Origin of the sequence: Dietzia sp. 111N12-1 (assembly GCF_001658045.1) — a bacterium.
Lineage (GTDB): Bacteria > Actinomycetota > Actinomycetes > Mycobacteriales > Mycobacteriaceae > Dietzia > Dietzia kunjamensis.
This window is the reverse complement of record NZ_LSSV01000037.1, coordinates 1-23,071: the sequence shown is the minus strand read 5'-3', so window position 1 is coordinate 23,071 and position 23,071 is coordinate 1. Positions and strand designations below refer to the sequence as shown.

Genomic DNA, 23,071 nt, shown 5'->3' with positions numbered 1-23,071 from the left:
GTCCTCGAACTGGTGGGGGATGTCGGGGCCACTCTACCAAGCCCGCCCCCGACGCTCACCCGTGCGACGGCAGTACGCTGCGTCTATGCGCATCCTCGTCGTCGACAACTACGACAGCTTCGTCTACAACCTCGTCCAGTACCTGGGCCAGTTGGGCGCGGAGTGCGACGTGTGGCGGAACGACGACCCCAGGCTCGCCGGCCCGGACGGCCGCTATGACGTGGCCGGGCTGGAGAGCGTGGTCAGCGGGTACGACGGAGTCCTGCTCAGCCCGGGTCCCGGAACGCCGGACAGGGCGGGGGCCACGATCCCGCTGATCGGGGTCTGTGGACTCGCGGACGTCCCGGTGCTGGGAGTGTGCCTGGGCCACCAGGCGATCGGGGAGGCCTTCGGCGCGACGGTCGACCGGGCCGCCGAGCTCATGCACGGCAAGACCAGTCAGGTCACGCACGACGACTCGGGAGTCCTCGCCGGTATCCCCAGCCCGTTCACGGCCACGCGCTACCACTCGTTGACGGTCCTGCCGGAGACGATCCCGCACGAACTGGTTCCCACCGCGTGGACCGGTTCGGGTCTGGTCATGGCGATGCGTCACCGCGAGATGCCCATCCACGGGGTGCAGTTCCACCCCGAATCGGTGATGAGCGACGGGGGGCACCGGATGCTCGCCAACTGGCTGGGCATGTGCGGCGAGCGGCCCTCGGAGACGCTGGTCGTGCGGTTGGAATCCGAGCTCGACCGGACCCGTGGCGCCGCCCTGGCCTGACCGGCTGGTCAGCTCGCCCGGTCAGCCCGGGCCGGGCACCAGCCCGAACCGGATCACCCGGACGACGACCTGGTCGTTGACGCCGGCCTCGCCCACGGGCGGCTGCTGCGACCAGATCTGGCCCACGCGGCTGAGGTCGGGGTCGTTCTGCGGGAGCTCCACCAGCTGCCCGCGGTCGCCCCGCCAGCCGGCCCGTTCGAGCTTGCCGAGGGCCTCCTCCACGGTGTCGCCGACGATGTTGGGCATGACGAACCGGTTCCCGGCGGAGACCTGGAGGGTGATGGTCGCGCCCTTGAGCTGGGTCTGACCCGCGGCCGTGGACTGGCCCACGACCTGGCCCTCGGGCGCGGTGCCGTCGACCCGCTGGGTGTCCACGCGGAAGCCGGCGGCCTCGAGGGTCGCGCGGGCCGGGTCGGCGGACTGGCCCACGACATCGGGCACCGCGAGCTGTTCGGGGCCGGAGCCCACCGTCAGCCGGACCGGCCGGTCGGAGGGCACCTGTGCATCCGGTCCGGGCTCGGTGTCGACGACCTTGTCCTGGTCCTCGGGTGTCGACGGCCGGGCCTCGTTCTCCGGGACCACCTGGAACCCGGCCTCCTCGAGGGCCAGTCGGGCATCGGCGGGGGACATCCCCATCACGTTGGGCACCGAGAGGATGGGCTTGCCGGTCGAGACCACGAGGCTGATCTCGGAGCCCACCGCGAGACGCTTGCCGGCGATGGGGTCGGACGAGATGACGTGCCCCTCGGGGATCTGGGGGTGCGGCGCCGGGGTCTGCACGGGTTCGAGCCCGATCGAGGTGAGTTCCTCGACCACCTCGGCGACCGGCCGCTGGGCGACCTCGGGGACGGTGACCTCCTGCTGCTGCGCGACACCGCCGCGGCCGCCCGAGGTCGCCAGGATCGACACCGTCGCGATCCCTCCCAGCACCAGCAGGGCGGCGAGCGCGATGGCCACCCCGCGTGGCCCGCGACGAGCGTCGACGGGTCGGGCGTCGCGGCGTCGGGCGTCCCCGCGATGGGAGGCGGGACGCGCGGCACCGGCACCGGCACCGGCTGCGCCAGCAGGAGCACCGGCGCCGGCGGCACGACCGGCCAGTTCCGGCAGGGCGTGTGCCTCGGTGGGCGCATCACCGGGTGACCAGCGGGACGCGCCGGTTCCGTATCCCGCGCCGGTGAACCCGTGGGGGGCGTCGGGGCGCTGGTCGTCGTCGAGCTCGTCGTCGGTCAGCACCAGGGGCGCCGCCGGGCGGCCACCGGTGAGCACCGTGAGCAGGTCGGTGCGCATCTCCCCGGCGGAGGTGTATCTGTTCTCGGGATTCTTGGCCATCGCCTGCATGACCACCGCGTCGACGTAGCGGCTCACCTCCGGGTTGACCGCCGACGGCGGCGCGGGGGATTCGCGGACGTGCTGATAGGCCACCGCCACGGGGGACTCGCCGGTGAACGGAGGTGCACCGGTGACCATCTCGTAGAGCACGCACCCCGCGGAGTACAGATCGGAATGGGCGTCCACGGTCTCGCCGCGCGCCTGCTCGGGGCTGAGGTACTGGGCGGTGCCGAGGACCGACGAGGTGTTGGTGAGGGTCGATCCGGCGTCGCTGAGGGCGCGGGCGATGCCGAAGTCCATGACCTTGACCGCGCCGTCGCGCGAGATCATGATGTTCGCCGGCTTGACGTCCCGGTGGACGATGCCCTTCTTGTGGGAGAAGTCCAGCGCACCGCAGACATCGGCCATCACGCCGAGGGCACGCTCGACCTCCATGGGGCCGTCCATCCTGACGATGTCGCGGAGGGTGTCGCCCTCGACCACCTCCATCACGATGTAGGGCAGCGAACCGTCGGCGGTGTGCTCCTCCCCCTGGTCGTAGATCGCCACGATCGACGGATGGTTGAGCGATGCCGAGTTCTGGGCCTCCCGGCGGAAGCGCTGGTAGAAGGTCTCGTCGCGGGCCAGTTCCGGGCGCATGATCTTGACGGCCACGTCCCGGCCGAGGACAGTGTCGCGCCCGCGACGGACCTCGGACATGCCGCCGTATCCGAGGGGCTCACCGATCTCGTAGCGCCCGGCCAGGACGGATGGTGTGGTCATCCGTCGACACCTGCCCACCGGGCGGGAACGGGCACGGCGTCACCGGCCGCGCCCCGGGCCTGGCCCTGCGCCTGGTCCTGGCCCCGGCCCCGTCCCTGCCCCTCGTCCTGGCCCTGCGCCTCGTCCTGACCTCGCCCCTGGCCCCCACTGGGCTGTCCCTCGGGCGGGATCAGCGAACTGAACTCCGAGGTGAGGGAGTCCAGCATGTCCTGCAGGTCGGGGGCCGGGGAGACCCCGGTCGGTGACGGTGCGGGCTCGGGGGTCGGCGTCGGGGTCGGCGGCGGCTCGGGTGCCGGAGCGGGTGCCTGCGTGGTGGTGGTCGTCACCGGGGCGGTGGACGGCGGTGTCGTGGGGGTGGTCCGGCCGAAGATCCCGCCCGGGCCGAACACCCCGGCGTTGGACAGGGCGATGACGGCCGCGACCGCGAGCGCCGCCACCAGGACGAACACCACGAGGAACCAGCCCACGCAGCCGGAGCCGCCGCGGCCGCGGTGCGGGGGCCGCGAGGTGACCGGTGGGGCGGGCTGACGCCGGGTCGCGGCGGGCGCGGGCTGCGGTCGGGGCGGATGCGCCGGGCGTGCCGGCCGCGATCCCTCGGTGCGCGGCTGTCCGGCGGTGCCGGGGTGGGTGCGGGTGTAGGCGCGCGTCGGGTCGGGCGAACCCCCGTTCCGGTACACGCCGCCCGGGTCCTCATCGGGCAGGACCGTGGTCGCGGCGGTGGCACCGGCGGCCGCTGCGGCAGCCCCCGCGGCGGCGCCGGCGGCCATGAACGCGCCCGGGAGACGCGGGTCGCGTCCGGCCCGGAGGTCGGCGATCGCCTCGGCGAAGGCCTCGCCGTCCGGGTAGCGCCGACCGGGGTCCTTGGCCATGGCCTCGGCGAGGACGCGTCGGACCGGTCCGGGCACCGAGTCCGGGAGCGGCGGCGGGGTGTCGCGGACGTGCATCATCGCCACCGAGACCGGCGAGTCGGCGACGAACGGCCGTCGACCGGCCAGGCACTCGTAACCCACCACGCCGAGCGAGTAGACGTCCCCGGCCGGGGACGTCTCGTTCCCCATGGCCTGCTCGGGCGCGATGTACTGGGCGGTGCCCACGACCATCCCGGTCTGCGTGACGGCGGACGCGCCCATCGACTTGGCGATCCCGAAGTCGGTGAGCTTCACCTGCCCGGCGGGCGTGATGAGGATGTTGCCCGGCTTGACGTCGCGGTGGACCAGACCGATGGCGTGGGCGGCGTTGAGGGCGCGGCCGGTCTGCTCGAGCATGTCGAGGGTGTGCCGCATCGGCAGCGTGCCCTCGCGGGCCAGGACGTCCGAGAGCGGCTCGCCCACCACGAGTTCCATGACCAGGTAGGACAGCGGGTTCCCGGAGGCGGGGTCGTCGATCTGGCCGTAGTCGTAGACGGTGGCGATACCGGGGTGGGAGATCCTCGCGGTGACCTTGGCCTCGGACCGGAAGCGCTCGACGAACTCGGGGTCGGAGGAGTACTCGGCCTTGAGCACCTTCACGGCGACGTGGCGGTCGAGGACGCCGTCGTCGGCCTCCCACACCTGCCCCATACCGCCGGTGGCGATGAGGCGCAGGAGGCGGTAGCGGCCGGACAGGACCGCGCCGGAGTTCAGACTCACGGCGTCCCTCCCAGCAGCGCGCCCAGGACCTCGCGACCGATGGGTGCGGCGTAGGTGGACCCGACGGTGCTGCGATCGACCCCGGGCCCGGACTCGATCGCCACTGCCACCGCCACGTCACGGCCGGGGACGAACGCGATGTACCAGGTGTAGGGGATGGACTCGGAGGAGTCCACGCCGTGCTCGGCGGTGCCGGTCTTGGAGGCCACGGTGACCCCGGGCAGACCGCCCCCGGCGCCCTGTTCGGCGGCGACCATCATCTCGGTGAGGGTGCCGGCCTGCTCGTCGGTGAGGGCGCGGGCGGCGTCGCGGGGCGTGAAACCCTGGACGACGGAGAGATCGGGCGCCGTCAGGGTCTTGATGAGTTGCGGTTCCATGCGGACCCCGCCGTTGGAGACGGTCGCGGCGACCATGGCGTTCTGCAGGGTCGTCATCCGGACGTCGCTCTGCCCGATGGAACTCATCGCCAGCTGGGCGTCGTCCTCCATCTGCCCCAGGCCCGACGGTGCGACCGGGATGCCGAAATCGTCCGGGGCGGTGCCGTCGACGCCGAACTTCTCCGCCATCTCGGTGAAGGCCTCCGCGCCGATCTCCTGGCTCAGCTCGACGAAGGGCACGTTGCAGGACCTCTCGAGGGCCGTGCGCAGGGTGACCGTGCTGCCGCCACAGGTCTGGCCGGCGTAGTTCTCCAGGTAGGTGGACGTGCCCGGCAGCAGGGTGCGGTCGGCGCCGGAGACGGGGGTCTCGGGCCCCATGCCCTGCTCGAGCGCGGCGGCGGTGGTGATGACCTTCATCGTGGAGCCGGGCGGGAGGGACTGCTGGGTGGCGTGGTTGAGCAGCGGCCGGTCCGGGCTCTGCTCGATGCGCGCCATCTCCTGCGCGCGGACCTCCGGGTCCAGGCTGGACAGGGCGCCCGGGTCGAAGGACGGGCTGGAGGCCAGTGCGAGCACCTCACCGGTGGAGGGGCGGACGGCGGCGACGGAGCCCACGAACGGCCCCTGGCCCGCGCCGCGCCGCAGGGCCTCGTAGGCGACCTCCTGGCCCGTGGGGTCCAGGGTGAGCTCCACCGAGCCGCCCTGCGGGGTGCGGCCCGAGATCAGACCGGTGATCCGTTGGGACAGCAGTCTCGGGTCGGAGCCGTTGAGGAAGGCGTCCTGGGTCTGCTCGACCCCGGCGGTGGCGAACTGCAGCGAGTAGTAGCCGACGGTGGGGCCGAAGACGACCGGGTCGGTGGGGTAGGTGCGCTGGAACTCGAAGCGTCCCTCCGACGGCAGGGACATGGCCAGCACCCGTCCGCCGGCGGTGATCTGGCCGCGCTGGCGGGAGTACTCGTCGAGGAGCATCCGCGTGTTGCGGGGGTCGGCACGGAGCTCGTCGGCGCGGAAGACCTGGACCCAGGTCAGTTGCAGCAGCAGCGCCACCACCATGACCATGGCGGCGATCGCGACCCGTCGGATGGCGATGTTCACGCGGCGCTCACCCGTTCCTCCGGCCCGGCGAGCGCAGCTTGGGCGCCCGCATCATGCCGGTGGCGGCCTCGGCCAGCGCCGGTGCCTGACGTGGGGTGGGCAGCGGCCGGCGCGCGTCGTGGGACAGGCGCAGCAGGATGGCGACCAGTGCGTAGTTGGCCAACAGGCTGGAGCCCCCGTAGGCCATGAACGGCAGGGTCAGGCCGGTGAGGGGGATGAGGGTGGAGACGCCGCCGACCACGACGAACATCTGGATGGCCATGGTGGACGCCAAGCCCACGGCGACGAGCTTGCCGAAGCTGTCGCGGATGGTCAGGCCGACCCGGATGCCGCGGAGGATGAGGATCGCGTAGACCATCAGCACCGCGGCGAGGCCGATCAGGCCCAGTTCCTCGCCGATGGTGGCGGTGATGAAGTCGGTGTTCGCGAACGGCACCTGGTCGGGTCGCCCGTTGCCGAGCCCGGTGCCGCCCATGCCGCCGGAGGCGAGGCCGAACAGGGCCTGCGAACTCTGGTAGCCGCCGGTGTCGAAGAACGCGAAGGGGTCCTGCCAGATCTGGAACCGCACACGAACGTGTCCGAACAGGGCGTAGGCCAGCACGCCGCCCACGGCGACGAGGACCACGCCGATGAGCAGCCAGCTCACCCGCTCGGTGGCCACGTACAGCAGCGTGAGCACGGTGGCGAACAGCAGGAGCGCCATGCCGAGGTCGGTGTTGAACACCAGCACGCCCAGGGACAGGAACCAGGCCACGATGATCGGCCCGAGGTCGCGGGCGCGCGGCAGGTCCACGCCCAGCACGCGCTTGCCGGCGGTGGTGAACAGCTCGCGCTTCTCCACCAGGATCGAGGCGAAGAAGATGATGAGCAGGATCTTGGCGAACTCGCCGGGCTGGATGGTGAACCCGGGCAGGATGATCCAGTTCTTGGCGCCGTTGATCTCGGAGAACCGGGAGGGGAGCACCGCCGGGATCGCCAGCAGTGCGAGGCCGGCGAACCCCATCGTGTAGCCGTACCGGGCCAGGACGCGGTGGTCGCGCAGGAAGTACAGCACGACCGCCATCACGGCCAGGCCGAGGAACGTCCACAGCAGCTGCCGGGTGACGTCCATCCCCGGCGGGTCGTTGCCGCTCGCCGCGGCGTTGGCCGCGTACGACAGGTCGAGCCGGTAGATGAGCACCAGCCCCAGCCCGTTGAGCAGCGCGACGCCCGGTAGCAACACCGGATCGGCGTAGGGCGCGAGCCAGCGGATGAGCAGGTGGGCGCCGCCGGCGAGGCCGAGGAACGCCAGGGTGATCCACAGCAGCGCTAGGGACAGTTCCTGCTCCTGGGCGAGTTGGACCAGCAGCAGCGAGAACCCGACGATCACCGCGGCGGCGACGAGCAGGACCAGTTCCTTGCCCCGGCGCGGGCTGTCGGGCACCGCCCGGCCGCGGGGATCGGATGCGGGTGAGGCCGACGATGGTGAGGCAGATGCGGGAGAGGACATCGGTCAGCTCACCGCCCGGCAGGTCTCCCCGGGCACAGGTGCGGGGGTCGTGGGGGAGGGGGGAGTCGCCGGTTCGTCCGTGGGGGCGGGCTCGCCGGGCGACGGCGACCCGGTGGGTGCGGGGGAACCCGTGGGAGAGGGCGACTCGGTGGGAGAGGACGACGACGAGGTCTGCTCGCGCGGGCGCTCCTGCTGCTCACGGGGGTCGCACGGCGGCAGGAGGTTGTCCTCCGTGAGCCGGGAGACCTGGGCGCCCGCCTCGGCGAGGCTGCCCGACGGCATCCCGGCCCGGACGGTCTCCCGGGCGGGTTCGCGGAGGTCCCCCAGGGTGAACACGTCGCACCCGGCGGGGATGGCATCGGGGGAGTGCATGGTCAGGTCGCCCTCGCGGGTCAGGCAACCCACCTGGATGACCGAGGCCAACGAGATGCCGAAGACCTCCCCGGAGATGCCCCTCTTCACCACGACCTGGCTGTCCGACTCGGTGACGAAGTAGTTGCTGCGGACGAGCAGCGCGGACACGCCCACGATCCCCGCCAGCAGTACGAGCACCCCGACGACGCTCAGGGCGAAACGCCATCTGCTGCCGCGCGGTGGGGCGGCGTCGACCTCGTCGTCGTCGGATCCGTTCCCACGCCCGGCACCCGACGCGCCGGCGGCACCGGACGTTCCGGTGGCTCCCCCGCGTGAGGCGACCTGGGCGCGCGAGAACGCGGCGGCCTTACCGGCAGCGGTGTCGGAGTAGGGGTCGGCGGCGGGGTCGATCTGGCCCGGCTCGTCGCCCGACGCCGCGCCCACCACCACCGGGATGACCGGCGCGTCGCGCGGGGAGTCCAGGACGTCGGCCAGGACGACCGTGATGTTGTCCGGCCCGCCCGAGCGCAACGCCAGCTGGACCAGCCGGTCCGCGGCCTCCTCGACGGTGCCGGTGGCCAGCGTCTCGGCGATCGTCTCGGTGCTCACCGGGTCGGACAGGCCGTCGGAGCAGAGCAGGTAGCGGTCGCCGACCCGCGCCTCGCGGATGACGGCGGTCGGCTCCACCGGCTCCCCGGTCAGCGCCTTGAGGATGAGCGAGCGCCGCGGATGGGTGTGGGCCTCGTCGGCGGAGAGTTCCCCGCGGTCGACGAGGGACTGGACGAAGGTGTCGTCCTTGGTGATCTGGGTCAGTGTCCCGTCACGCAGCAGGTAGGCCCGGGAATCACCCACGTGGAGCAGGCCCATGCGGCGGCCGTCGAACAGCAGCGCGGTGGCCGTGCACCCCATGCCGTCGGTCTCCGGGTACGCCTCGACGTGGGAGGCGATCGCCTCGTTGCCGACCGTCAGCGCGCGGGTCAGGGCCCCGGTGAGATCCTGCCCCGGTTCGTCCTCGTCGAGCCTCGCCAGCGCCGCCACGACGAACTGGCTGGCGATCTCACCCGCGGCGTGGCCGCCCATGCCGTCGGCGAGGGCCAACAGACGGGGTCCGGCGTAGGCCGAGTCCTCGTTGTTCTCCCGCACCATGCCCAGATGTGAGCGCGCGGTGTAGACGAGCGCCGGGGTCACGTGCGCAGCTCGATCACGGTCTTGCCGATCCGGATCGGCGTGCCGGCGTCCACCTTGACCGGGGTCGTCACCCGTGATCTGTCCAGATAGGTGCCGTTGGTCGAGCCGAGGTCCTCGAGGAACCAGTCGGGGCCGTGCGGGGACAGCCGCGCGTGCTGGTTGGACGCGTAGTCGTCGTCGATCACCAGGGTGCACGAGTCGGCCCGGCCCACCAGGACCGGCTGCTCGGACAGGGTGATCCGGGTACCTGCGAGGGCGCCCTGGGTGACCACGAGATGCCGGATCGCCCGGGAGCCGCGGCCGAACACGCCGCCCCGGCGCTCGCCGCGGCCGGACGACCTCATCCCCACGTTGCCGAAGACGTCGGTCTTCAGCGCCCGCAGGGTGAGGTAGATGAACAGCCACAACAGCGCCAACAACAGGCCGCGCGAGAGCTGCAGAACGAGTCCCTGCACTGGTGCCGTCCTCCCCTCGCCCGCCGATTCACCTCGGACAACGTGTGGCCGCCCCCGGTGGTTCCGGGGGTCATCCGTGTCGAGGCTAGTCGAACCGGACGGTGATCTCCGAGTGTCCGACCCTGATGACGTCGCCGTCGGCGAGTTGCCAGTCCTGGATCGGCCCGTCGTTCACCGTGGTGCCGTTGGTCGAGCCGAGGTCGGTGAGAACCGCTTCCCGACCATCGAAATGGATGTCCGCATGCTGGCGTGACACCCCGGTGTCGGGCAGGCGGAACGCTGCGTCCTGCCCGCGTCCCAGCAGGTTGGAGCCCCGCTGGAGGCGGAACGTCCGCCCCGAGCCGTCCTCAAGGTGCAGCGTGACCGTCAGCGAGGCCCGGCCCTGGGTGATCTGGGTCGGGGCGTCCGACGGGCCACCCCAGCCCGCGCTCCGGGCTCCGGGGCCGGTCGAGACCGGGTAGTTGGAAGCGGGTGCCTGCATGTCGCTGTTCTCCTTGCTCGCACTCGGCCCGTCCACGCCCCGTCGGTCCGCACCCGGCGACGACGGCGCCGGATGATCCGGCGCCGGCGCCGGTGCGGCGGCCGAGATGTGGAACGGGACGGCGTCGGGGTCCACGACCCCGTCGATACGCATCTGTCCGGTGTGGAGGTCATCGCGCTCCACGAAGGTCACGGTGACCGGGCCGTAGGTCTCCCAACCCTGCTCGGAGATGTGATCCGACAGATGGCGGGAGAAGGTCTTGACGGCCAGGGCCTCGTCCTCGGTGAAAGAGGCGTAGTCCGACCGGGCCAGGGTGATGGAGTAGCTGTTGGACACCAACAGGTGCCCGTCGACCACCTTGAGGGAGGCCTCCGCCTGCTTGCGGAGCTGTGACTCCACTTCGGCCGCCACGACTCTCCCGCCGAAGAGGCGGGCGAACGCGTCGCCGACCGCGCCCTGCAGGGTGCGCTCGAACTTCCCGACGATCCCCACGCCTCGCCTCCTTCCTCGTGGTGGGCCCGGCCATCTGGCCGGGCCGGCTGTCCTCGCGCCGCCCGCGGCGGCATCCGGTCGATCATAGAGGCGGTGGCGGTGGGAAGCACGCTTCCAGCCGCAGGGAAGCCCTCACCAGCCGATTAGTGCGGTCGGAACGCCGCGTGTTAACGTATTCGGGCGTTACTCGGGCGAGTGGCGGAATGGCAGACGCGCTGGCTTCAGGTGCCAGTGTCCTTCGGGACGTGGGGGTTCAAGTCCCCCTTCGCCCACACCTAGGGAGCATCCCGGATCGTCACCGACGATCCGGGGTGCTTTTTATTGCGCACCAACTTCACGCCACTAAGCATCCGGGGCCTATGGCATGTGTCACAAGGTCCCCGAAAACGATCCCACCGGCTCGTTCGCGGTCCACAGTGTCCCGTAGGCTCTGCCGGAAGTTCTTCCGGTGGACGTGGCGCCACCCTGCCCGCGCCGGAGGACGACGCCGTAACGGTGGACGAAGCAGGGGTAACCATCCCACCCCGAGCCGCTTCGTGAGCTCTGATCTCGGATCGGTGACTGGAGCGCACCCCGGGCACACACGTGCCGGGCCTGTGGAGAATACGTAGAACACGCCAAAACTCGAGACGTCAGAGCCGGCGCACACGCGTCGGCTCGCTCACAACGCAGTAAAAGGATGCCCTATGGCTTCGAGCCTTGAAGAGATCCCTGATATGAAGCCGGACTCCGATGTCCGGGATGCCGGTGTCGCGCCGTCGGTGATCGGTGTGGTCGCCGAGTCCAACCCGGCGGAGAACCGGGTGGCGGCGACGCCCGAGACGGTGGCGAAGCTGATCGGCCTGGGCTACCGGGTCGTGGTGGAGCACGACGCCGGTACGCGCGCGGAGTTCGCGGATGCCGCGTACGCGGAGGCCGGTGCCGAGCTGGCCGATGGTGACGCCGCGTGGTCGGCGGACGTGGTGATGAAGGTCGCCGTGCCCACCGAGGCCGAGGTGGCGCGGGTTCGGTCGGGCGCGACGCTGGTGGGGCTGTTGGCGCCGGCGCAGAACGAACATCTCCTCGGTCTGCTCGCCGAGCGCGGCGTGACCGCGCTGGCGATGGATGCGGTCCCGCGTATCTCGCGGGCGCAGTCGATGGACGTGCTGTCGTCGATGGCCAACATCGCCGGCTACCGCGCGGTGATCGAGGCCGCTCATCACTTCGGACGGTTCTTCACCGGCCAGGTCACCGCGGCGGGCAAGGTCCCGCCGGCCAAGGTCCTGGTCGCGGGTGCCGGCGTGGCGGGTCTCGCCGCGATCGGGGCCGCCTCGAGCCTGGGCGCGATCGTCCGCGCGACCGATCCGCGTCCCGAGGTGGCCGACCAGGTGGGGTCCATCGGTGGCGAGTATCTGCCCGTGGAGGTGCCCGAGGAGGAGAAGGTCGTCTCCACTGACGGGTATGCCAAGGCCACCAGTGAGGCCTACGATCGGGCCGCGGCGAACCTCTACTCGGAGCAGGCAGCCGACGTGGACATCATCATCACCACCGCGCTGATCCCGGGTCGGCAGGCACCGCGCCTGATCACGGCCGCCGACATCGCGACGATGAAGCGCGGCTCGGTCATCGTCGACATGGCGGCCGCGCAGGGCGGCAACGTCGAGGGCAGTGTGGCCGACGAGGTCGTCGTCACCGAGGGCGGTGTCACGATCATCGGTTACACCGACCTGGCCGGGCGGCTGCCCGCGCAGGCTTCGCAGCTGTACGGCACCAACCTGGTCAACCTGACCAAGCTGGTCACGCCGGGCAAGGACGGCGCGTGGGCGCTGGACATGGACGACGTGGTCCAGCGCGGAGTGACGGTGACACGGGGCGGCGAGATCATGTGGCCGCCCCCGCCGGTGCAGGTCAGTGCCGCCCCCGCGGCGGCCGCTGCCCCCGAACCGGTCGAGCCCAAGCCTGAGAAGAAGAAGATGTCGGCCGGCGCGAAGCTCGGCCTGATCGCCGCCGGCATGGCGTTGCTGCTGCTGCTCACCGCGGTCGCGCCGGGGGACATCCCGCGCCACATCACGGTGTTCGTGCTGGCGATCGTGATCGGCTACTACGTCATCGGCAACGTGCACCACGCGCTGCACACCCCGTTGATGTCCGTGACCAACGCGATATCCGGAGTGATCGTCGTGGGTGCGTTGCTGCAGGTCGGGATCGACAACACCCTCGGCCTGGCGCTCGCCGCCATCGCGATCCTCGTCGCGTCCATCAACGTCTTCGGCGGTTTCGCCGTGACGCGTCGCATGCTCGGCATGTTCTCGAAGGGAGCCTGAGCAGATGTCTGTTGAGACCGCCGCCAATGCGGCCTACCTGGTCGCCGCACTGCTGTTCATCCTGTCGCTCGCCGGGCTGTCCAAGCACGAGACCGCCCGCCGGGGCCTGACCTTCGGCATCGCCGGCATGGCGCTGGCCCTGGTCGCCACCGTCGCGCTGGTCATCGACCACCAGCCCGCCACCATCGGCATCGTGTTGATGGTCGTGGCCGTCGCCATCGGCGCCGTCATCGGCCTGATGCGCGCGCGCAGCGTGCAGATGACCGAGATGCCCGAACTCATCGCCCTGCTGCACTCGTTCGTCGGCCTGGCCGCCGTGCTGGTCGGGTGGAACGGCTACCTGGAGCCCGAGCTGCACGGTGAGCTCACCGGTTCGCTGCTCGGCATCCACCACGCCGAGGTGTTCATCGGCGTGTTCATCGGCGCCGTCACCTTCACCGGTTCGATCGTCGCCTACCTCAAGCTGTCGGGGAAGATGAAGTCCGCACCGCTGGTGCTGCCGGGCAAGAACCTCATCAACCTCGGCATCCTCGTGGCGTTCGTCGCGCTGACCGTGTGGTTCGTCATCTCCCCCGCGCTGTGGATGCTCATCGTGGTCACCGCCCTGGCGCTGGCCCTGGGCTGGCACCTGGTCGCCAGCATCGGTGGCGGCGACATGCCGGTCGTGGTGTCGATGCTCAACTCGTACTCCGGCTGGGCCGCCGCGGCCACCGGCTTCCTGTTGGGCAACGATCTGCTCATCGTGACCGGCGCGCTGGTCGGCTCCTCGGGCGCGTACCTGTCCTACATCATGTGCAAGGCGATGAACCGCTCGTTCTTCTCGGTCATCATGGGCGGCTTCGGTATCGAGGCCTCATCGGGCGAGGGCAAGGACCACGGCGAGCACACCGAGATCGATGTCGCCGGTGCGGCCGAGATGCTGGCGGATGCCTCGAGGGTGATCATCGCCCCCGGTTACGGCATGGCCGTGGCGCAGGCGCAGTACCCGGTCGCCGACCTCACCCGCACCCTGCGTGAGCGTGGCGTCGACGTGCGCTTCGCCGTCCACCCGGTCGCCGGTCGCCTGCCCGGCCACATGAACGTCCTGTTGGCCGAGGCCAAGGTCCCCTACGACATCGTGCTCGAGCTCGACGAGATCAACGACGACTTCGCGGACACCGACGTGGTGCTGGTCATCGGTGCCAACGACACCGTGAACCCGGATGCCGCCGAGGACCCGGGTAGCCCGATCGCGGGTATGCCCGTGCTCCACGTCTGGGAGGCCGAGAACGTCATCGTGTTCAAGCGGTCGATGGCCGCCGGTTACGCCGGCGTCCAGAACCCGCTGTTCTTCCGCGACAACACCCAGATGCTGTTCGGCGACGCCAAGGACCGCGTCGACGACATCCTGGCCGCGGTCAAGGATCAGCAGGGCGCCAGGGCCTGACGCGCCGAACCGCCCGTTCGACCGTTCGACCGTTCGACCACATCCGCTACCCGCCCTACGGATCCGCTATTCCGATTGGAGTAGCGGATCCCGAGGGGGAGTAGCGGATGTGGTCGTCTGTCGTCCGCGTGGCGGCCGTCGGGCGGCGGGGTGAAGGACTCGGGTTACGGCTCCGAGGCCGGTCCCGAGGCCGGTCCCGAGGCCATGGAGTGCTATCTCAACACCCGGTCGATCGCGATTCGGAACGTCTGACCGAGGTCGGGGACGACCAACGCCGGGGCCTGCAGCGGAGTCGGATAGAACCGGCGGCAGACCCCCGCGTCGCCCCGCCCGGTCACTGCTTCTTCAGCGCGTCCGTGCAACGCAGACGGAGCTTCTCCAGTTCGCGTCCGTGCTGCTCCGCACGCTCGACCAGCTTCTCCAGCGTGGGCCGGGGAAGCCGGGGGTCGTCGATGTCTAGCAGAGCCTTGAAGCCGAGCGTCTTGCCCGTCACGGCGAGGGTCAGCGCCTCGAGCTCGACCAGATCGCTCAGCGGGGAGCGCTCGGCGGCCCGCCGGTTGGGCTTGAGCTGGCCGAACTTCTCGGCGGCCTTGGCGGGCAGGTCCTTGAGGATCGAGGGTGACGTCCCCGCCAGCGTCATGAGCTCCTCGAGGCTCTTGAGGTCGTCCACGGTCTCGTCGCCGATGCGGGAGACGACCTTCCTGGTCTCCGGGTCGTCGTGGTCCTCGGCCACGCGGCGGAACAGGTCGATCCCGGCGGCGGCACCGGCGTGGTGGTCCTGCATGTACGTGTGCAACATCTCGGTGGCCATGTACTGACGGTACGAGAGCGGGACGCAGGAGCAACCGGACCACGGTTCACCGGGCGAGGAGCCCCTTCGCGATGTGGGTCACCTGGATCTCGTTGCTGCCCGCGTAGATCATGAGCGACTTGGCGTCGCGGGCGAGCTGTTCGACCCGGTACTCGGCCATGTACCCGTTGCCGCCGAACAACTGCACGGCCTCCAGCGCCACCTCGGTGGCCGCCTCGGACGAGTACAGCTTCATCGCCGACGCCTCCGCGAGCGAGAGCGGCTTGCCGGCACGGGCGCGCTCGATGGAGTTGAAGACCATGTTGCGCACGTTCATCCGCGCGACCTCCATCTTCGCCAGCTTGAGCTGGATCAGCTGGAAGCGCCCGATCTCCTGGCCCCACAGGGTGCGCTCGCGGGAGTAGTCGACGCACAGCCGGTGGCACTCTTCGATGATGCCCAGCGCCATGGTGGCCACCCCGATCCGCTCGGCGGTGAAGCTCGACCGCGCCGACTCGCGGCCGTCGCCCCCGCGACCGGACTCGGACTCGCCGAGCAGCCGGTCCCTGCCGAGGCGGACGTTGTCGAAGAACAGCTCCCCGGTCGGGGAACTGTGCAGGCCCATCTTCTTGAAGGGAGCACCCTGCGTGAGGCCCTCCATGCCCTTGTCCAGTACGAACGTCAGCACCTTGCGGTCGCGCTTGTCGGCGTCCGTGGCCGGACCCGTGCTGCCCGCTCCACCCGACCCCTCGTCGAGCTTGGCGTAGACGATCATCACGTCCGCGTACGGCCCGTTGGTGATGAAGGTCTTCTGGCCGTTGAGGATGTAGTCCTCGCCGTCGCGCCGCACGTAGGTGCGCATGCCGCCGAAGGCGTCGGAACCGGAGTCCGGCTCGGTGATCGCCCATGACGCGACCTTCTCCATGGTCACGATGCCGGGCAACCAGCGTTCCTTCTGCGCGAGCGTCCCGCGGGACATGATCGTGGTCGCGCCCAGCCCGAGGCTCACGCCGAGCGCGGAGACCAGCCCCATGCACGCGCCGGCCAGTTCACTGGTCACCACGGCCATCATGGAGTCCCGGTTCTCGGGGGCTCCGCCGGAATCGCCGTCCTCGTCGTCGTCCCCCCTCCCGCCGTCGCCGCGCGGCGCGTCACCGGATGCAACCCCGCCGCCCGCTGCCTCGCCGCCCGCGGTCCCAGTCCCGGCCGCCGCGCCGACCGTCTCGCGCGCCCGCTCCTTCGCCAGCATCTTCTCGACCCCGTCGCGGGCCATGGCATCGATGCCGAACTCGGCGAACAGCTTCCGGATGATCGGGTAGGGCGGGATCTCACCGCTCTCCAGGGCGTCGAGCTGGGGGCGGATCTCCTTGGCGATGAAGCCGCGCACGGCGTCGCGGATCATCAGGTCGGTCTCGGACCACTCGTACATCGGCGTCTCGTCTCCTCGGTGCCCGGGGGTGTGCCGCGTGTCGCTGCAACACGTGTCAGCTCAGTGTGTCGCGACCGGGTCGACGGCCGCGGCCGTTTGCGGCGAATGGCCGGCCCGGCGACGACGGGGTCGGGCACACTCGGGAACATGAGTGCCCTCCAGGACAGTGCATCCCACCGAACCCGCCACCGCCCCGCAGGTCGCGAGCAGCTCGGCCGGATCGGCCTGTGGACCGGCTCGCTGGAGGGACTGACGCCGGCGGCGATTCCCGACGTCCTCGGTGAGCTCGACGACCAGGGCTGGGGCTCGCTGTGGTTCGGCGAGGCCGTCGGCCGGGAGGCCTTCACCGCCGCGCAGCTGTACCTGGGCGCCACGCGCCGGATGGCGATCGGCACCGGCATCGCCAACATCTACGGCCGCGACGCCTCGGCGGCGGGGGCGGCCGCCCGCACGATCGAGGCGATGCACCCGGGCCGGTTCGTCCTGGGCCTCGGCGTCTCGCACGCGCCGCTGGTCGAGCGCCACCGCGGCCACCACTACGGCCGGCCGCTGTCGGCGATGCGCGAGTACCTCGACGCGCTCGACCGGACTCAGCCCATGGCGGCGGGCGAGGACACCATGCCGCCGGTCGTGCTCGCCGCGCTCGGCCCCAAGATGCTCGAGTTGTCGCGCGACCGCACCGCCGGCGCCCGCCCCTTACCTGACCCTGCCCGAGCACACCGCGCGGGCGCGCGAGATCCTCGGCGGGACCGCCGACGACGGGCCGGCCCTGGTCGTGGAGCACGCCGCGGTGGTGGGCGAGGGGGTCGACGACGACGAGGTGTGGCGGTCGCGGGCCCACGATCACCTCAACGTCTATACGGGCCTGCCGAACTATCGGAACTCGTGGACCCGGCAGGGGTTCGACGAGTCGGACTACGTGCGCGGGGGCAGCGATCGGCTCAAGCATGCGATGGTCACCCGCGGGGTCGAGGCGACGCGGGCGCGGGTGCAGGAGCACCTGGACGCAGGGGCCTCGACCGTGCTGGTGCAGGTGCTCGGCGAGAACGTGCTGACGCCGCCGGTGGAGGACTGGCGGATCGCGGCCGAGGGGCTGCTCGGCTGACGCCTGGCCCGACAGGTTTTGCCGACTGGAGACGCGTCGGTTGCCAGAGGGGCTTGTCAGTCTCTGTTTTTTGGAGAGCCGGTTGATCCTCGCCACTGACCGCTGGCGACGCTCGTAGATCTCCCCAGTACTCCTTAGCAGCAATGTGGTTTGTCGAGTACACCCCAGGGGGACGAGCATGAGTCCGCCATCGTCGCTGTGTCACAAGGTGGTTTCTAGAGTTATGAAACGCCGTCCCTTCGGGTCTAGTGTGTAGTGGTACAGATTCCGGACGAAAGGCTCTTTCGATGGCTGATCGAATCGGGATGTTGCTCAATCGCTCGGGTGACGGTGGCGAGGAGGTGCTCATCGTCAGCCGCGGGAGCGTGCGTACCAGGTTCCGTCGCCGGGACGAGCTGGACTGGTCAATCCGAGTCGAGTCCACGGACTCGGAGAATATCGTCGAGGGAGAATCGGGGCCGGCCCGGAAGCCGGCTCGCCGGTCCTCGCGGCCTCGTGGGCAGCGGGTGGCGTACGTGCGGGTGTCGGCCGCGGATCAGAATGAGGCGCGTCAGCTCGAGGCGGTTGGGGAGTGCGATCAGGTCTATATAGAAAAGCAGTCCGCACGCTCTCGCGCGGACCGGGTGAAGCTCGCTGAGTGCATCAGGTACCTGCGGGACGGTGACGAGCTCGTCGTTGCATCGATGGACCGACTCGCTCGCTCCCTCGTGGATCTTAAGCAGATCGTTGGCGAGATCACCGCCAAAGGCGCGAGCGTGGAGTTCGTCCACGAACGCGCCACTTACGCCGCCGGCGCCCAGGATCCACGAGCAGACCTGATGCTTTCGCTGCTCGGGGCGTTCGCCGAGTTCGAGCGGGCCATCATCCGTGAACGCCAAGCCGAGGGCATTGCCATCGCCAAAGCGAAAGGCAAATACAGGGGACGCAAACGCGTGCTGACCGACGAACAGATCGGTAAAGCCCGAGCCCGCGTGGAGGCAGGGGAGGGGCCGTCAGCGATCGCTCGAGATCTCGGGGTAGGCCGCTCCACCCTGTATCGCGCCCTCCAGCGCCGCGCACCGTGACAGCGCCGCGCACCGTGACCGCTGATGGTCGGCCCGTTGCGCTGTTCAAGGGCGTGCCGCTTGAGGGGTAGCCGATACTGGACTTGTGACCGAAGTTCATCTGAAGGGTCGATTGGTGTGTCGCGACGAACGCGAAGCCGCTCTTGTCGACACCCACTTGCCATGTCATGTTGAGTTGACGCGAGCTGAGCAGGGCTGCAGGTCATTCTCGGTGACCCGGACCGAGGATCGTCTGGTGTGGGGCGTCGAGGAGGTCTTCGACGACGCCGCTTCGTTCCGCAGGCATCAGGAGCGGGTTCGCGGCAGTGAGTGGGGGATAGTGACAGCAGGTATTGAGCGCGACTACTGCATCACGGGGCTCTGACTCGGCATGACTACTTTCGCCGCAGACAGTGCGGATGCAGTGATTCCGCTGGCCTTTGACGTCGTATGGCTCCTCGCCGGCCTGGTGTGGTTGCTGATCCCGGTCGCGATCGTCGTCGCTGAACGGCGCCGCGCAGCGCCGTGGCCCGAGACGTTCCTATGGTTCATGGTGGCGTTCCTCCTGCCCGTCGTGGGGCTGATCATCTGGGCCCTCCACCGGGCAGTCGACGCCAGGCGGGCGACCTCGCGGTGAGCAGCGCGACGCCGGCTGTCCTGCGTAAGTACGAATCGGCGCTCACTGGCGCGCGGTCGACCGGAGGGGGATTACCGGCGTGACCGGATGGGTGCCATGCGGAGTCGAGGGGCGCATCGCAGCGTTGCTCGAGGCGCGGACCGTGAGCGCGGTTCGAGAACTCTTTCCGCACGGGGTGCGGATCCTGTGTCCGATCACGCTCCGTGCGGGCCGTGACGTGGCCGGTTGGTGTTCATGGCGTGAGGTTGCTGAGTGGGTGGGTGCGCAGTATCCGCCCCGCCGCGGATTGACGGCGATGATCGACAGCGCCACCTCCCCGGAGCAAGCGACGGATGTGGATCGTTTCGTCGGGTGCAGCGCGGGCCCTGCCATCGAGATCGTGCAGCGCTTTTCTCGCACCGCGTCTTGTCAGGAGTGGAAGGCGGCGATCTGGACGGTGTGGGGTGATCCAATCGGAGACCCCGAGGACACGCGCATCATCAAAATCGTGGACGACAGCGCTTATGGCAGCGACTACGACTACCAGCTGGTATCGGCCTCGACCGCCGCTCTTACGGACCCGTTCCTCTACCCCGAACCATCCTTCTTGTGGTCCGACGACGAGACGCTGTTCCTCGAGGTTCAACCGGAGACAGGATGGATTGAGGTCTACTCGACTAGGCCGGATCTGGTCGAGGAGGTGCGAAGCGACATCCAGTGGGAAGTAGTCCCGCTGATCCGCGACCTCCCGCAGTCCTAGCTGTGGCGACGCTGGGATTTTCGCTCGCGGTAGGTGCTGCAGCATGACACCGGGCTGCCAGTCAGTCCTGGCAGAACCCCGCCACTGAGCGCCGCAATCGAGGGGTCTTGCGATGGGGAACTCGTCGGCAGCCACCGACTGACACGCGTACCTGTCCCGATCCCGCACAGTGCGACAACTAGGAGGTACCCGTGGAGGCATTCCTGATTCCGCTACTGCCTCCGGTAGCCCTGTCGCTTGCGATCTGGATTTTCACCGTCTGGGTTTCCTTCAAGGCGACCGGGCGAGGTGCCAGACGAAGTGCAGCCGCTGTCTCTGCAGTGCTGTCGATTTGCGGAGCGATCGCGTTCCTCGGCTTCGCCGGCAGTGACGACTACAACGACTACCCCGGCTATACCTGCGCCCTTCGCGACGGTCACGTGCCGGACGGCTTTCCTCCCGAACGGCTTCCCCCGCAGGAACAGGTCAGCACATTTCACACCAACCTCAACTGGTCCCATGGGTACGAACTGCTCCCCGCCGGGGTTCGCTGCACCTACTGGACCAGGGACGACCCCCGCGTCAGCATGGTTACCCACAGCCCGTGGTCGTACTCCGTGTGGATCTACGGACTACTGGGCATCGCTCTGATTCAAGCGGTCCGCGTCATCAACCCGGACCTTCTCTCTCGGCGGCGCACCTGGTCTTCGTGAACAAGCACGATGTGTAGCGCGTTGCGACTCACAAACCGAAACTGCGGGTCGACAGTCTCCGTCCCACAACCAAGGAACTGGGACGGCCTACGCAGTTCTTAGGAATCGGGGGCGGGGGAGAGAGAGGAGACGCCCGCCGGTGGAGATGTTGGGGGCACGGCTCTCTTCGAGAAGTGCACGTTGGCGCGGCTACGCTCGGCGCATGTCCGATGCTCCACTTTCCCGAGTCAGCGTCCGGTTCGTGGCCGAGGACGGCCACGTCACGACTCTGGTGGTGGGCGACGCCATCGAGTGGCACCTACGCTTTCAGGCCTGAGGCGGTGCAACTGGCCATCCGACCGGTCACCGGTTCACCTGGATGGGTGCACCCTCAAGTTCCCAGTAGCGCTGAGCGCCTGAGAACGCCAGCTTGCTCCGTTGTTAACGCATACGACTTCTGCGACGATAACCGGGTTGAGACCGTCCCTCCCAGCAAGGAATTGATTATGCGCCGCACCCTTGCCACGCTCGCCGCCGTCACATTGGCCACTGCATCAATGCTTGTCGGTGTGGGACAAGCGAACGCTCAGGACGCCTGGCCCGTTGATCCCGGGCAGGGATCTCCCGTCCGGCCAGTCGACGTGACCAGCTTTGCGCTCACCCCTGACCGTCTGGAGTTCTACAATCCCTTCATCGGCCTGCCGAGAATCATCTCGCCGTTTGGCACGACCACGAAGATCGTGTGTACCGGGTTCCGCGGGTACGACAACTGCTGGCAGGCCGACCAAGCCGGGAACCCACACAAGCTGCGCCCCATTCTGGGCCTTGGATCGTCTACTCCAGCGTCCAACGTCTTCCTGTACCCGGGCATGATCCCCGGACTCTAACGAGATTCACCTCCTTCGTGAACTAATCGTTCAGTTTCGTGTCGTACCCGCATGGCACGGTCGATGTGAACGACGCAAACTGACGTTGCTCACTTCGTCGCCAAGGCGACTTCTCGACACAGGAGGCATGACGATGGCACGACTGGTCAAAGAGCTGACAGGCCCGAACGAAACTGGGCGTTGGGGCGCCTCAGCAACCGATCTCGGGTTCCCGGCGATCACCAACCACGGGTACACGATCACGATCTTCGGCGACACCTTCGTCGACCACGTCGGCGGCAGCGGCTGGAGGTCTCCAGTCGGGTTTCGCCAGTCCAACCCAGACATTGAGAACGGCATCCGGTGGGACAACGCCATCGGCGGCGCCTACGCCAAAGAGATGATCAACTATCAGCACCGCGGAACGGTCCATGCTGGCGAGCTCCCGGACGGCTTCACCAACATTCCGAACGACCTGATCCACCTGCCCGACGGCCGGTACATGATGACAACTTTCGCGATCCGGTCCTGGGATCCGATCTCGCCCGGCGGGAGCTGGGCGACCTTCCACTCGCGCATGTGGACCTCGACCGAAGCCCACGCCGAGAACTGGGAACGCACGTGGGATCTGGAGGTCAATCGCGAGAACTTCGACTTCCCTAACGTGGGGGAGTGGAGTCACTTCCAGAACAACACGATGCTCATGCTCCCCGGCGAACCTTGGGTTTACATCTACGGCACCAACGAGGGCCGTTGGAACGGCGGCGGCATCCATCTCGTGCGCGTGGACTGGCGCAGCATGTGGAACCGTTCAACCTATGAGTTCTGGGGTCGAGACGGCGGCGGAACATGGGCATGGCGCCGCGGTGGTTTCACGACCCCGATCCTCACCCCCACGGTTCCTAACAACGCCATCGGCGAGCTCTCCGCTCAAGTCATCGACGGACGAGTCGTGCTCTCGTACTGCGACGGCATCCTTGGCGCCGTCACCCGGACCGCTCCTCGCCCGGAAGGCCTATGGACGATGCCCGCCATTCAGGTCACCGGAGTCGAGCAGCCAGCCCTTTACGCGCCGGCGATCCATCCGTACAGCAACTTGGGCCGTGCGCAAATGCTGCTGTCAGCGTGGCCGCAGGTGAATGGCCAGACGCTCTACTACGGCACGAGGCAATGGGAGGTCAGCCTCTTCGGTGGAGGGTCCGGCTCCCTGAGTTCCTCTCCGACGGCGCGGGCAGCGACCGAGAACCTGTCCTCCGAGTCCAGTCACGTGACCGAGGAGTACACGGGGGACCTGGCGCCTGACGTCTCTCAGCTCCCCGTGGCCGAGCAGGTCGCGGTTCTCGCGGACGCAGTCGACGCCGAGGTCGATCATGATTGGCTCCGCTCTGCCTTACAAGGAGAACTCGAGGACGATCGCACAACCCCGGCCGATCACGAAAACTATGACCCGATGACCGCGGAGTAGGCCCTTCTCGAGCGGACTCCTCGGCGGTGCGCCCCTTGGCCCGGGCGTCCCGGGCGGTGTCGCTTTTCCGCAATGTCTGTCGGATCAATTAGTGGCCGCCCAGAACGGGTGCAGTTCTGGGCGGCAGCAATGCCAGCGTTGCGTCCGTCGTCACCGCACTCAGACCTGACTTCCACAAGTTGAC

20 protein-coding genes, 1 tRNA gene and 1 pseudogene are annotated in these 23,071 nt (G+C 69.1%); 13 read left to right on the top strand and 9 right to left on the bottom strand.

All coding sequences use genetic code 11. The features are described 5' to 3' along the window. Window positions 1–85: 85 nt before the first annotated feature. Complete coding sequence (locus tag AYO52_RS09740) at window positions 86–766, top strand: aminodeoxychorismate/anthranilate synthase component II (RefSeq protein WP_067716508.1); 681 nt, start codon at window positions 86–88, stop codon at window positions 764–766. A 21-nt stretch (window positions 767–787) separates the two neighbouring features. Here the strand turns inward: AYO52_RS09740 and pknB are convergent, their stop codons facing one another. From pknB to AYO52_RS09705, 7 genes are all read right to left on the bottom strand, one after another. Further along, the gene (pknB, locus tag AYO52_RS09735; RefSeq protein WP_067716505.1) at window positions 788–2,857 is read right to left on the bottom strand and encodes a Stk1 family PASTA domain-containing Ser/Thr kinase; all 2,070 of its coding nucleotides are present in this window, start codon (window positions 2,855–2,857) and stop codon (window positions 788–790) included. Continuing rightward, window positions 2,854–4,485 (bottom strand): serine/threonine-protein kinase, encoded by a 1,632-nt coding sequence (locus AYO52_RS09730; RefSeq protein WP_067716503.1) that lies wholly within the window; start codon window positions 4,483–4,485, stop codon window positions 2,854–2,856. Before AYO52_RS09730 ends, pknB begins: the two co-directional genes overlap by 4 nt. Beyond that, complete coding sequence (locus AYO52_RS09725) at window positions 4,482–5,954, bottom strand: penicillin-binding transpeptidase domain-containing protein (protein WP_067716500.1); 1,473 nt, start codon at window positions 5,952–5,954, stop codon at window positions 4,482–4,484. The genes AYO52_RS09730 and AYO52_RS09725 overlap by 4 nt, the downstream gene beginning before the upstream one ends. Before the next feature lie 7 nt (window positions 5,955–5,961). After that, entirely contained in the window at window positions 5,962–7,443 is a 1,482-nt protein-coding gene (locus tag AYO52_RS09720) for an FtsW/RodA/SpoVE family cell cycle protein (RefSeq protein WP_067716497.1), read from the bottom strand. Between the two features lie 3 nt (window positions 7,444–7,446). Further along, a complete protein-coding gene (locus AYO52_RS09715) occupies window positions 7,447–8,985 on the bottom strand; it encodes a PP2C family serine/threonine-protein phosphatase (RefSeq protein ID WP_067716495.1) in 1,539 nt (512 codons plus the stop codon). Next, the gene (locus AYO52_RS09710; protein WP_067716492.1) at window positions 8,982–9,440 is read right to left on the bottom strand and encodes an FHA domain-containing protein; all 459 of its coding nucleotides are present in this window, start codon (window positions 9,438–9,440) and stop codon (window positions 8,982–8,984) included. The genes AYO52_RS09715 and AYO52_RS09710 overlap by 4 nt, the downstream gene beginning before the upstream one ends. Before the next feature lie 85 nt (window positions 9,441–9,525). Then, window positions 9,526–10,413, bottom strand: a complete 888-nt coding sequence (locus AYO52_RS09705) for a DUF3662 and FHA domain-containing protein (RefSeq protein ID WP_067716489.1) — start codon at window positions 10,411–10,413, stop codon at window positions 9,526–9,528. Window positions 10,414–10,602: 189 nt separating this feature from the next. Between AYO52_RS09705 and AYO52_RS09700 the strand changes: the two genes are divergently transcribed. The 3 genes from AYO52_RS09700 to pntB all read left to right on the top strand — a co-directional run bounded on the left by AYO52_RS09700 (window position 10,603) and on the right by pntB (window position 14,142). Further along, window positions 10,603–10,685: transfer RNA gene (locus tag AYO52_RS09700), tRNA-Leu, on the top strand. A gap of 444 nt (window positions 10,686–11,129) precedes the next feature. Next, the gene (locus tag AYO52_RS09695; RefSeq protein WP_067716486.1) at window positions 11,130–12,716 is read left to right on the top strand and encodes a Re/Si-specific NAD(P)(+) transhydrogenase subunit alpha; all 1,587 of its coding nucleotides are present in this window, start codon (window positions 11,130–11,132) and stop codon (window positions 12,714–12,716) included. Window positions 12,717–12,720: 4 nt separating this feature from the next. Further along, complete coding sequence (pntB, locus tag AYO52_RS09690) at window positions 12,721–14,142, top strand: Re/Si-specific NAD(P)(+) transhydrogenase subunit beta (RefSeq protein WP_067716483.1); 1,422 nt, start codon at window positions 12,721–12,723, stop codon at window positions 14,140–14,142. A 334-nt stretch (window positions 14,143–14,476) separates the two neighbouring features. Here the strand turns inward: pntB and AYO52_RS09685 are convergent, their stop codons facing one another. Continuing rightward, the gene (locus AYO52_RS09685) at window positions 14,477–14,953 is read right to left on the bottom strand and encodes a hypothetical protein (protein ID WP_067716482.1); all 477 of its coding nucleotides are present in this window, start codon (window positions 14,951–14,953) and stop codon (window positions 14,477–14,479) included. Between the two features lie 46 nt (window positions 14,954–14,999). Further along, a complete protein-coding gene (locus tag AYO52_RS09680; RefSeq protein WP_067716479.1) occupies window positions 15,000–16,361 on the bottom strand; it encodes an acyl-CoA dehydrogenase family protein in 1,362 nt (453 codons plus the stop codon). 105 nt (window positions 16,362–16,466) lie between these two features. Between AYO52_RS09680 and AYO52_RS18890 the strand changes: the two are divergent. From AYO52_RS18890 to AYO52_RS09640, 9 genes and pseudogenes are all read left to right on the top strand, one after another. After that, window positions 16,467–17,003, top strand: a pseudogene (locus AYO52_RS18890) (LLM class flavin-dependent oxidoreductase); the annotation flags it as partial. Between the two features lie 133 nt (window positions 17,004–17,136). Further along, window positions 17,137–17,466 (top strand): hypothetical protein, encoded by a 330-nt coding sequence (locus AYO52_RS18885; RefSeq protein WP_253702056.1) that lies wholly within the window; start codon window positions 17,137–17,139, stop codon window positions 17,464–17,466. A 287-nt stretch (window positions 17,467–17,753) separates the two neighbouring features. Next, window positions 17,754–18,530, top strand: coding sequence for a recombinase family protein (locus tag AYO52_RS17740; RefSeq protein WP_082923922.1), 777 nt, complete (start codon window positions 17,754–17,756; stop codon window positions 18,528–18,530). 85 nt (window positions 18,531–18,615) lie between these two features. Then, window positions 18,616–18,894, top strand: a complete 279-nt coding sequence (locus AYO52_RS09665; RefSeq protein WP_082923921.1) for a putative quinol monooxygenase — start codon at window positions 18,616–18,618, stop codon at window positions 18,892–18,894. Window positions 18,895–18,900: 6 nt separating this feature from the next. Continuing rightward, window positions 18,901–19,146: a hypothetical protein gene (locus AYO52_RS09660; protein WP_156523582.1), complete on the top strand. Its 246-nt coding sequence runs from the start codon at window positions 18,901–18,903 to the stop codon at window positions 19,144–19,146. Between the two features lie 79 nt (window positions 19,147–19,225). Further along, window positions 19,226–19,885, top strand: a complete 660-nt coding sequence (locus AYO52_RS09655) for a hypothetical protein (protein ID WP_156523581.1) — start codon at window positions 19,226–19,228, stop codon at window positions 19,883–19,885. Window positions 19,886–20,076: 191 nt separating this feature from the next. Continuing rightward, the gene (locus tag AYO52_RS09650; protein ID WP_156523580.1) at window positions 20,077–20,577 is read left to right on the top strand and encodes a hypothetical protein; all 501 of its coding nucleotides are present in this window, start codon (window positions 20,077–20,079) and stop codon (window positions 20,575–20,577) included. Window positions 20,578–21,062: 485 nt separating this feature from the next. Next, a complete protein-coding gene (locus tag AYO52_RS09645) occupies window positions 21,063–21,443 on the top strand; it encodes a hypothetical protein (RefSeq protein WP_017838560.1) in 381 nt (126 codons plus the stop codon). Between the two features lie 127 nt (window positions 21,444–21,570). Then, the gene (locus tag AYO52_RS09640; RefSeq protein WP_017838561.1) at window positions 21,571–22,887 is read left to right on the top strand and encodes a DUF4185 domain-containing protein; all 1,317 of its coding nucleotides are present in this window, start codon (window positions 21,571–21,573) and stop codon (window positions 22,885–22,887) included. Window positions 22,888–23,071: the final 184 nt, after the last annotated feature.

Bases quoted from the DNA above. Each gene is read 5' to 3' on its own strand.
- AYO52_RS09645 (WP_017838560.1), top strand. From the start codon at position 21,063: ATGCGCCGCACCCTTGCCACGCTCGCCGCCGTCACATTGGCCACTGCA.
- AYO52_RS09640 (WP_017838561.1), top strand. From the start codon at position 21,571: ATGACGATGGCACGACTGGTCAAAGAGCTGACAGGCCCGAACGAAACT.
- AYO52_RS09695 (WP_067716486.1), top strand. From the start codon at position 11,130: ATGAAGCCGGACTCCGATGTCCGGGATGCCGGTGTCGCGCCGTCGGTG.
- AYO52_RS09680 (WP_067716479.1), bottom strand. From the start codon at position 16,361: ATGTACGAGTGGTCCGAGACCGACCTGATGATCCGCGACGCCGTGCGC.
- pknB (WP_067716505.1), bottom strand. From the start codon at position 2,857: ATGACCACACCATCCGTCCTGGCCGGGCGCTACGAGATCGGTGAGCCC.
- AYO52_RS17740 (WP_082923922.1), top strand. From the start codon at position 17,754: ATGGCTGATCGAATCGGGATGTTGCTCAATCGCTCGGGTGACGGTGGC.
- AYO52_RS09720 (WP_067716497.1), bottom strand. From the start codon at position 7,443: ATGTCCTCTCCCGCATCTGCCTCACCATCGTCGGCCTCACCCGCATCC.
- pntB (WP_067716483.1), top strand. From the start codon at position 12,721: ATGTCTGTTGAGACCGCCGCCAATGCGGCCTACCTGGTCGCCGCACTG.
- AYO52_RS09660 (WP_156523582.1), top strand. From the start codon at position 18,901: ATGACTACTTTCGCCGCAGACAGTGCGGATGCAGTGATTCCGCTGGCC.
- AYO52_RS09685 (WP_067716482.1), bottom strand. From the start codon at position 14,953: ATGGCCACCGAGATGTTGCACACGTACATGCAGGACCACCACGCCGGT.
- AYO52_RS09740 (WP_067716508.1), top strand. From the start codon at position 86: ATGCGCATCCTCGTCGTCGACAACTACGACAGCTTCGTCTACAACCTC.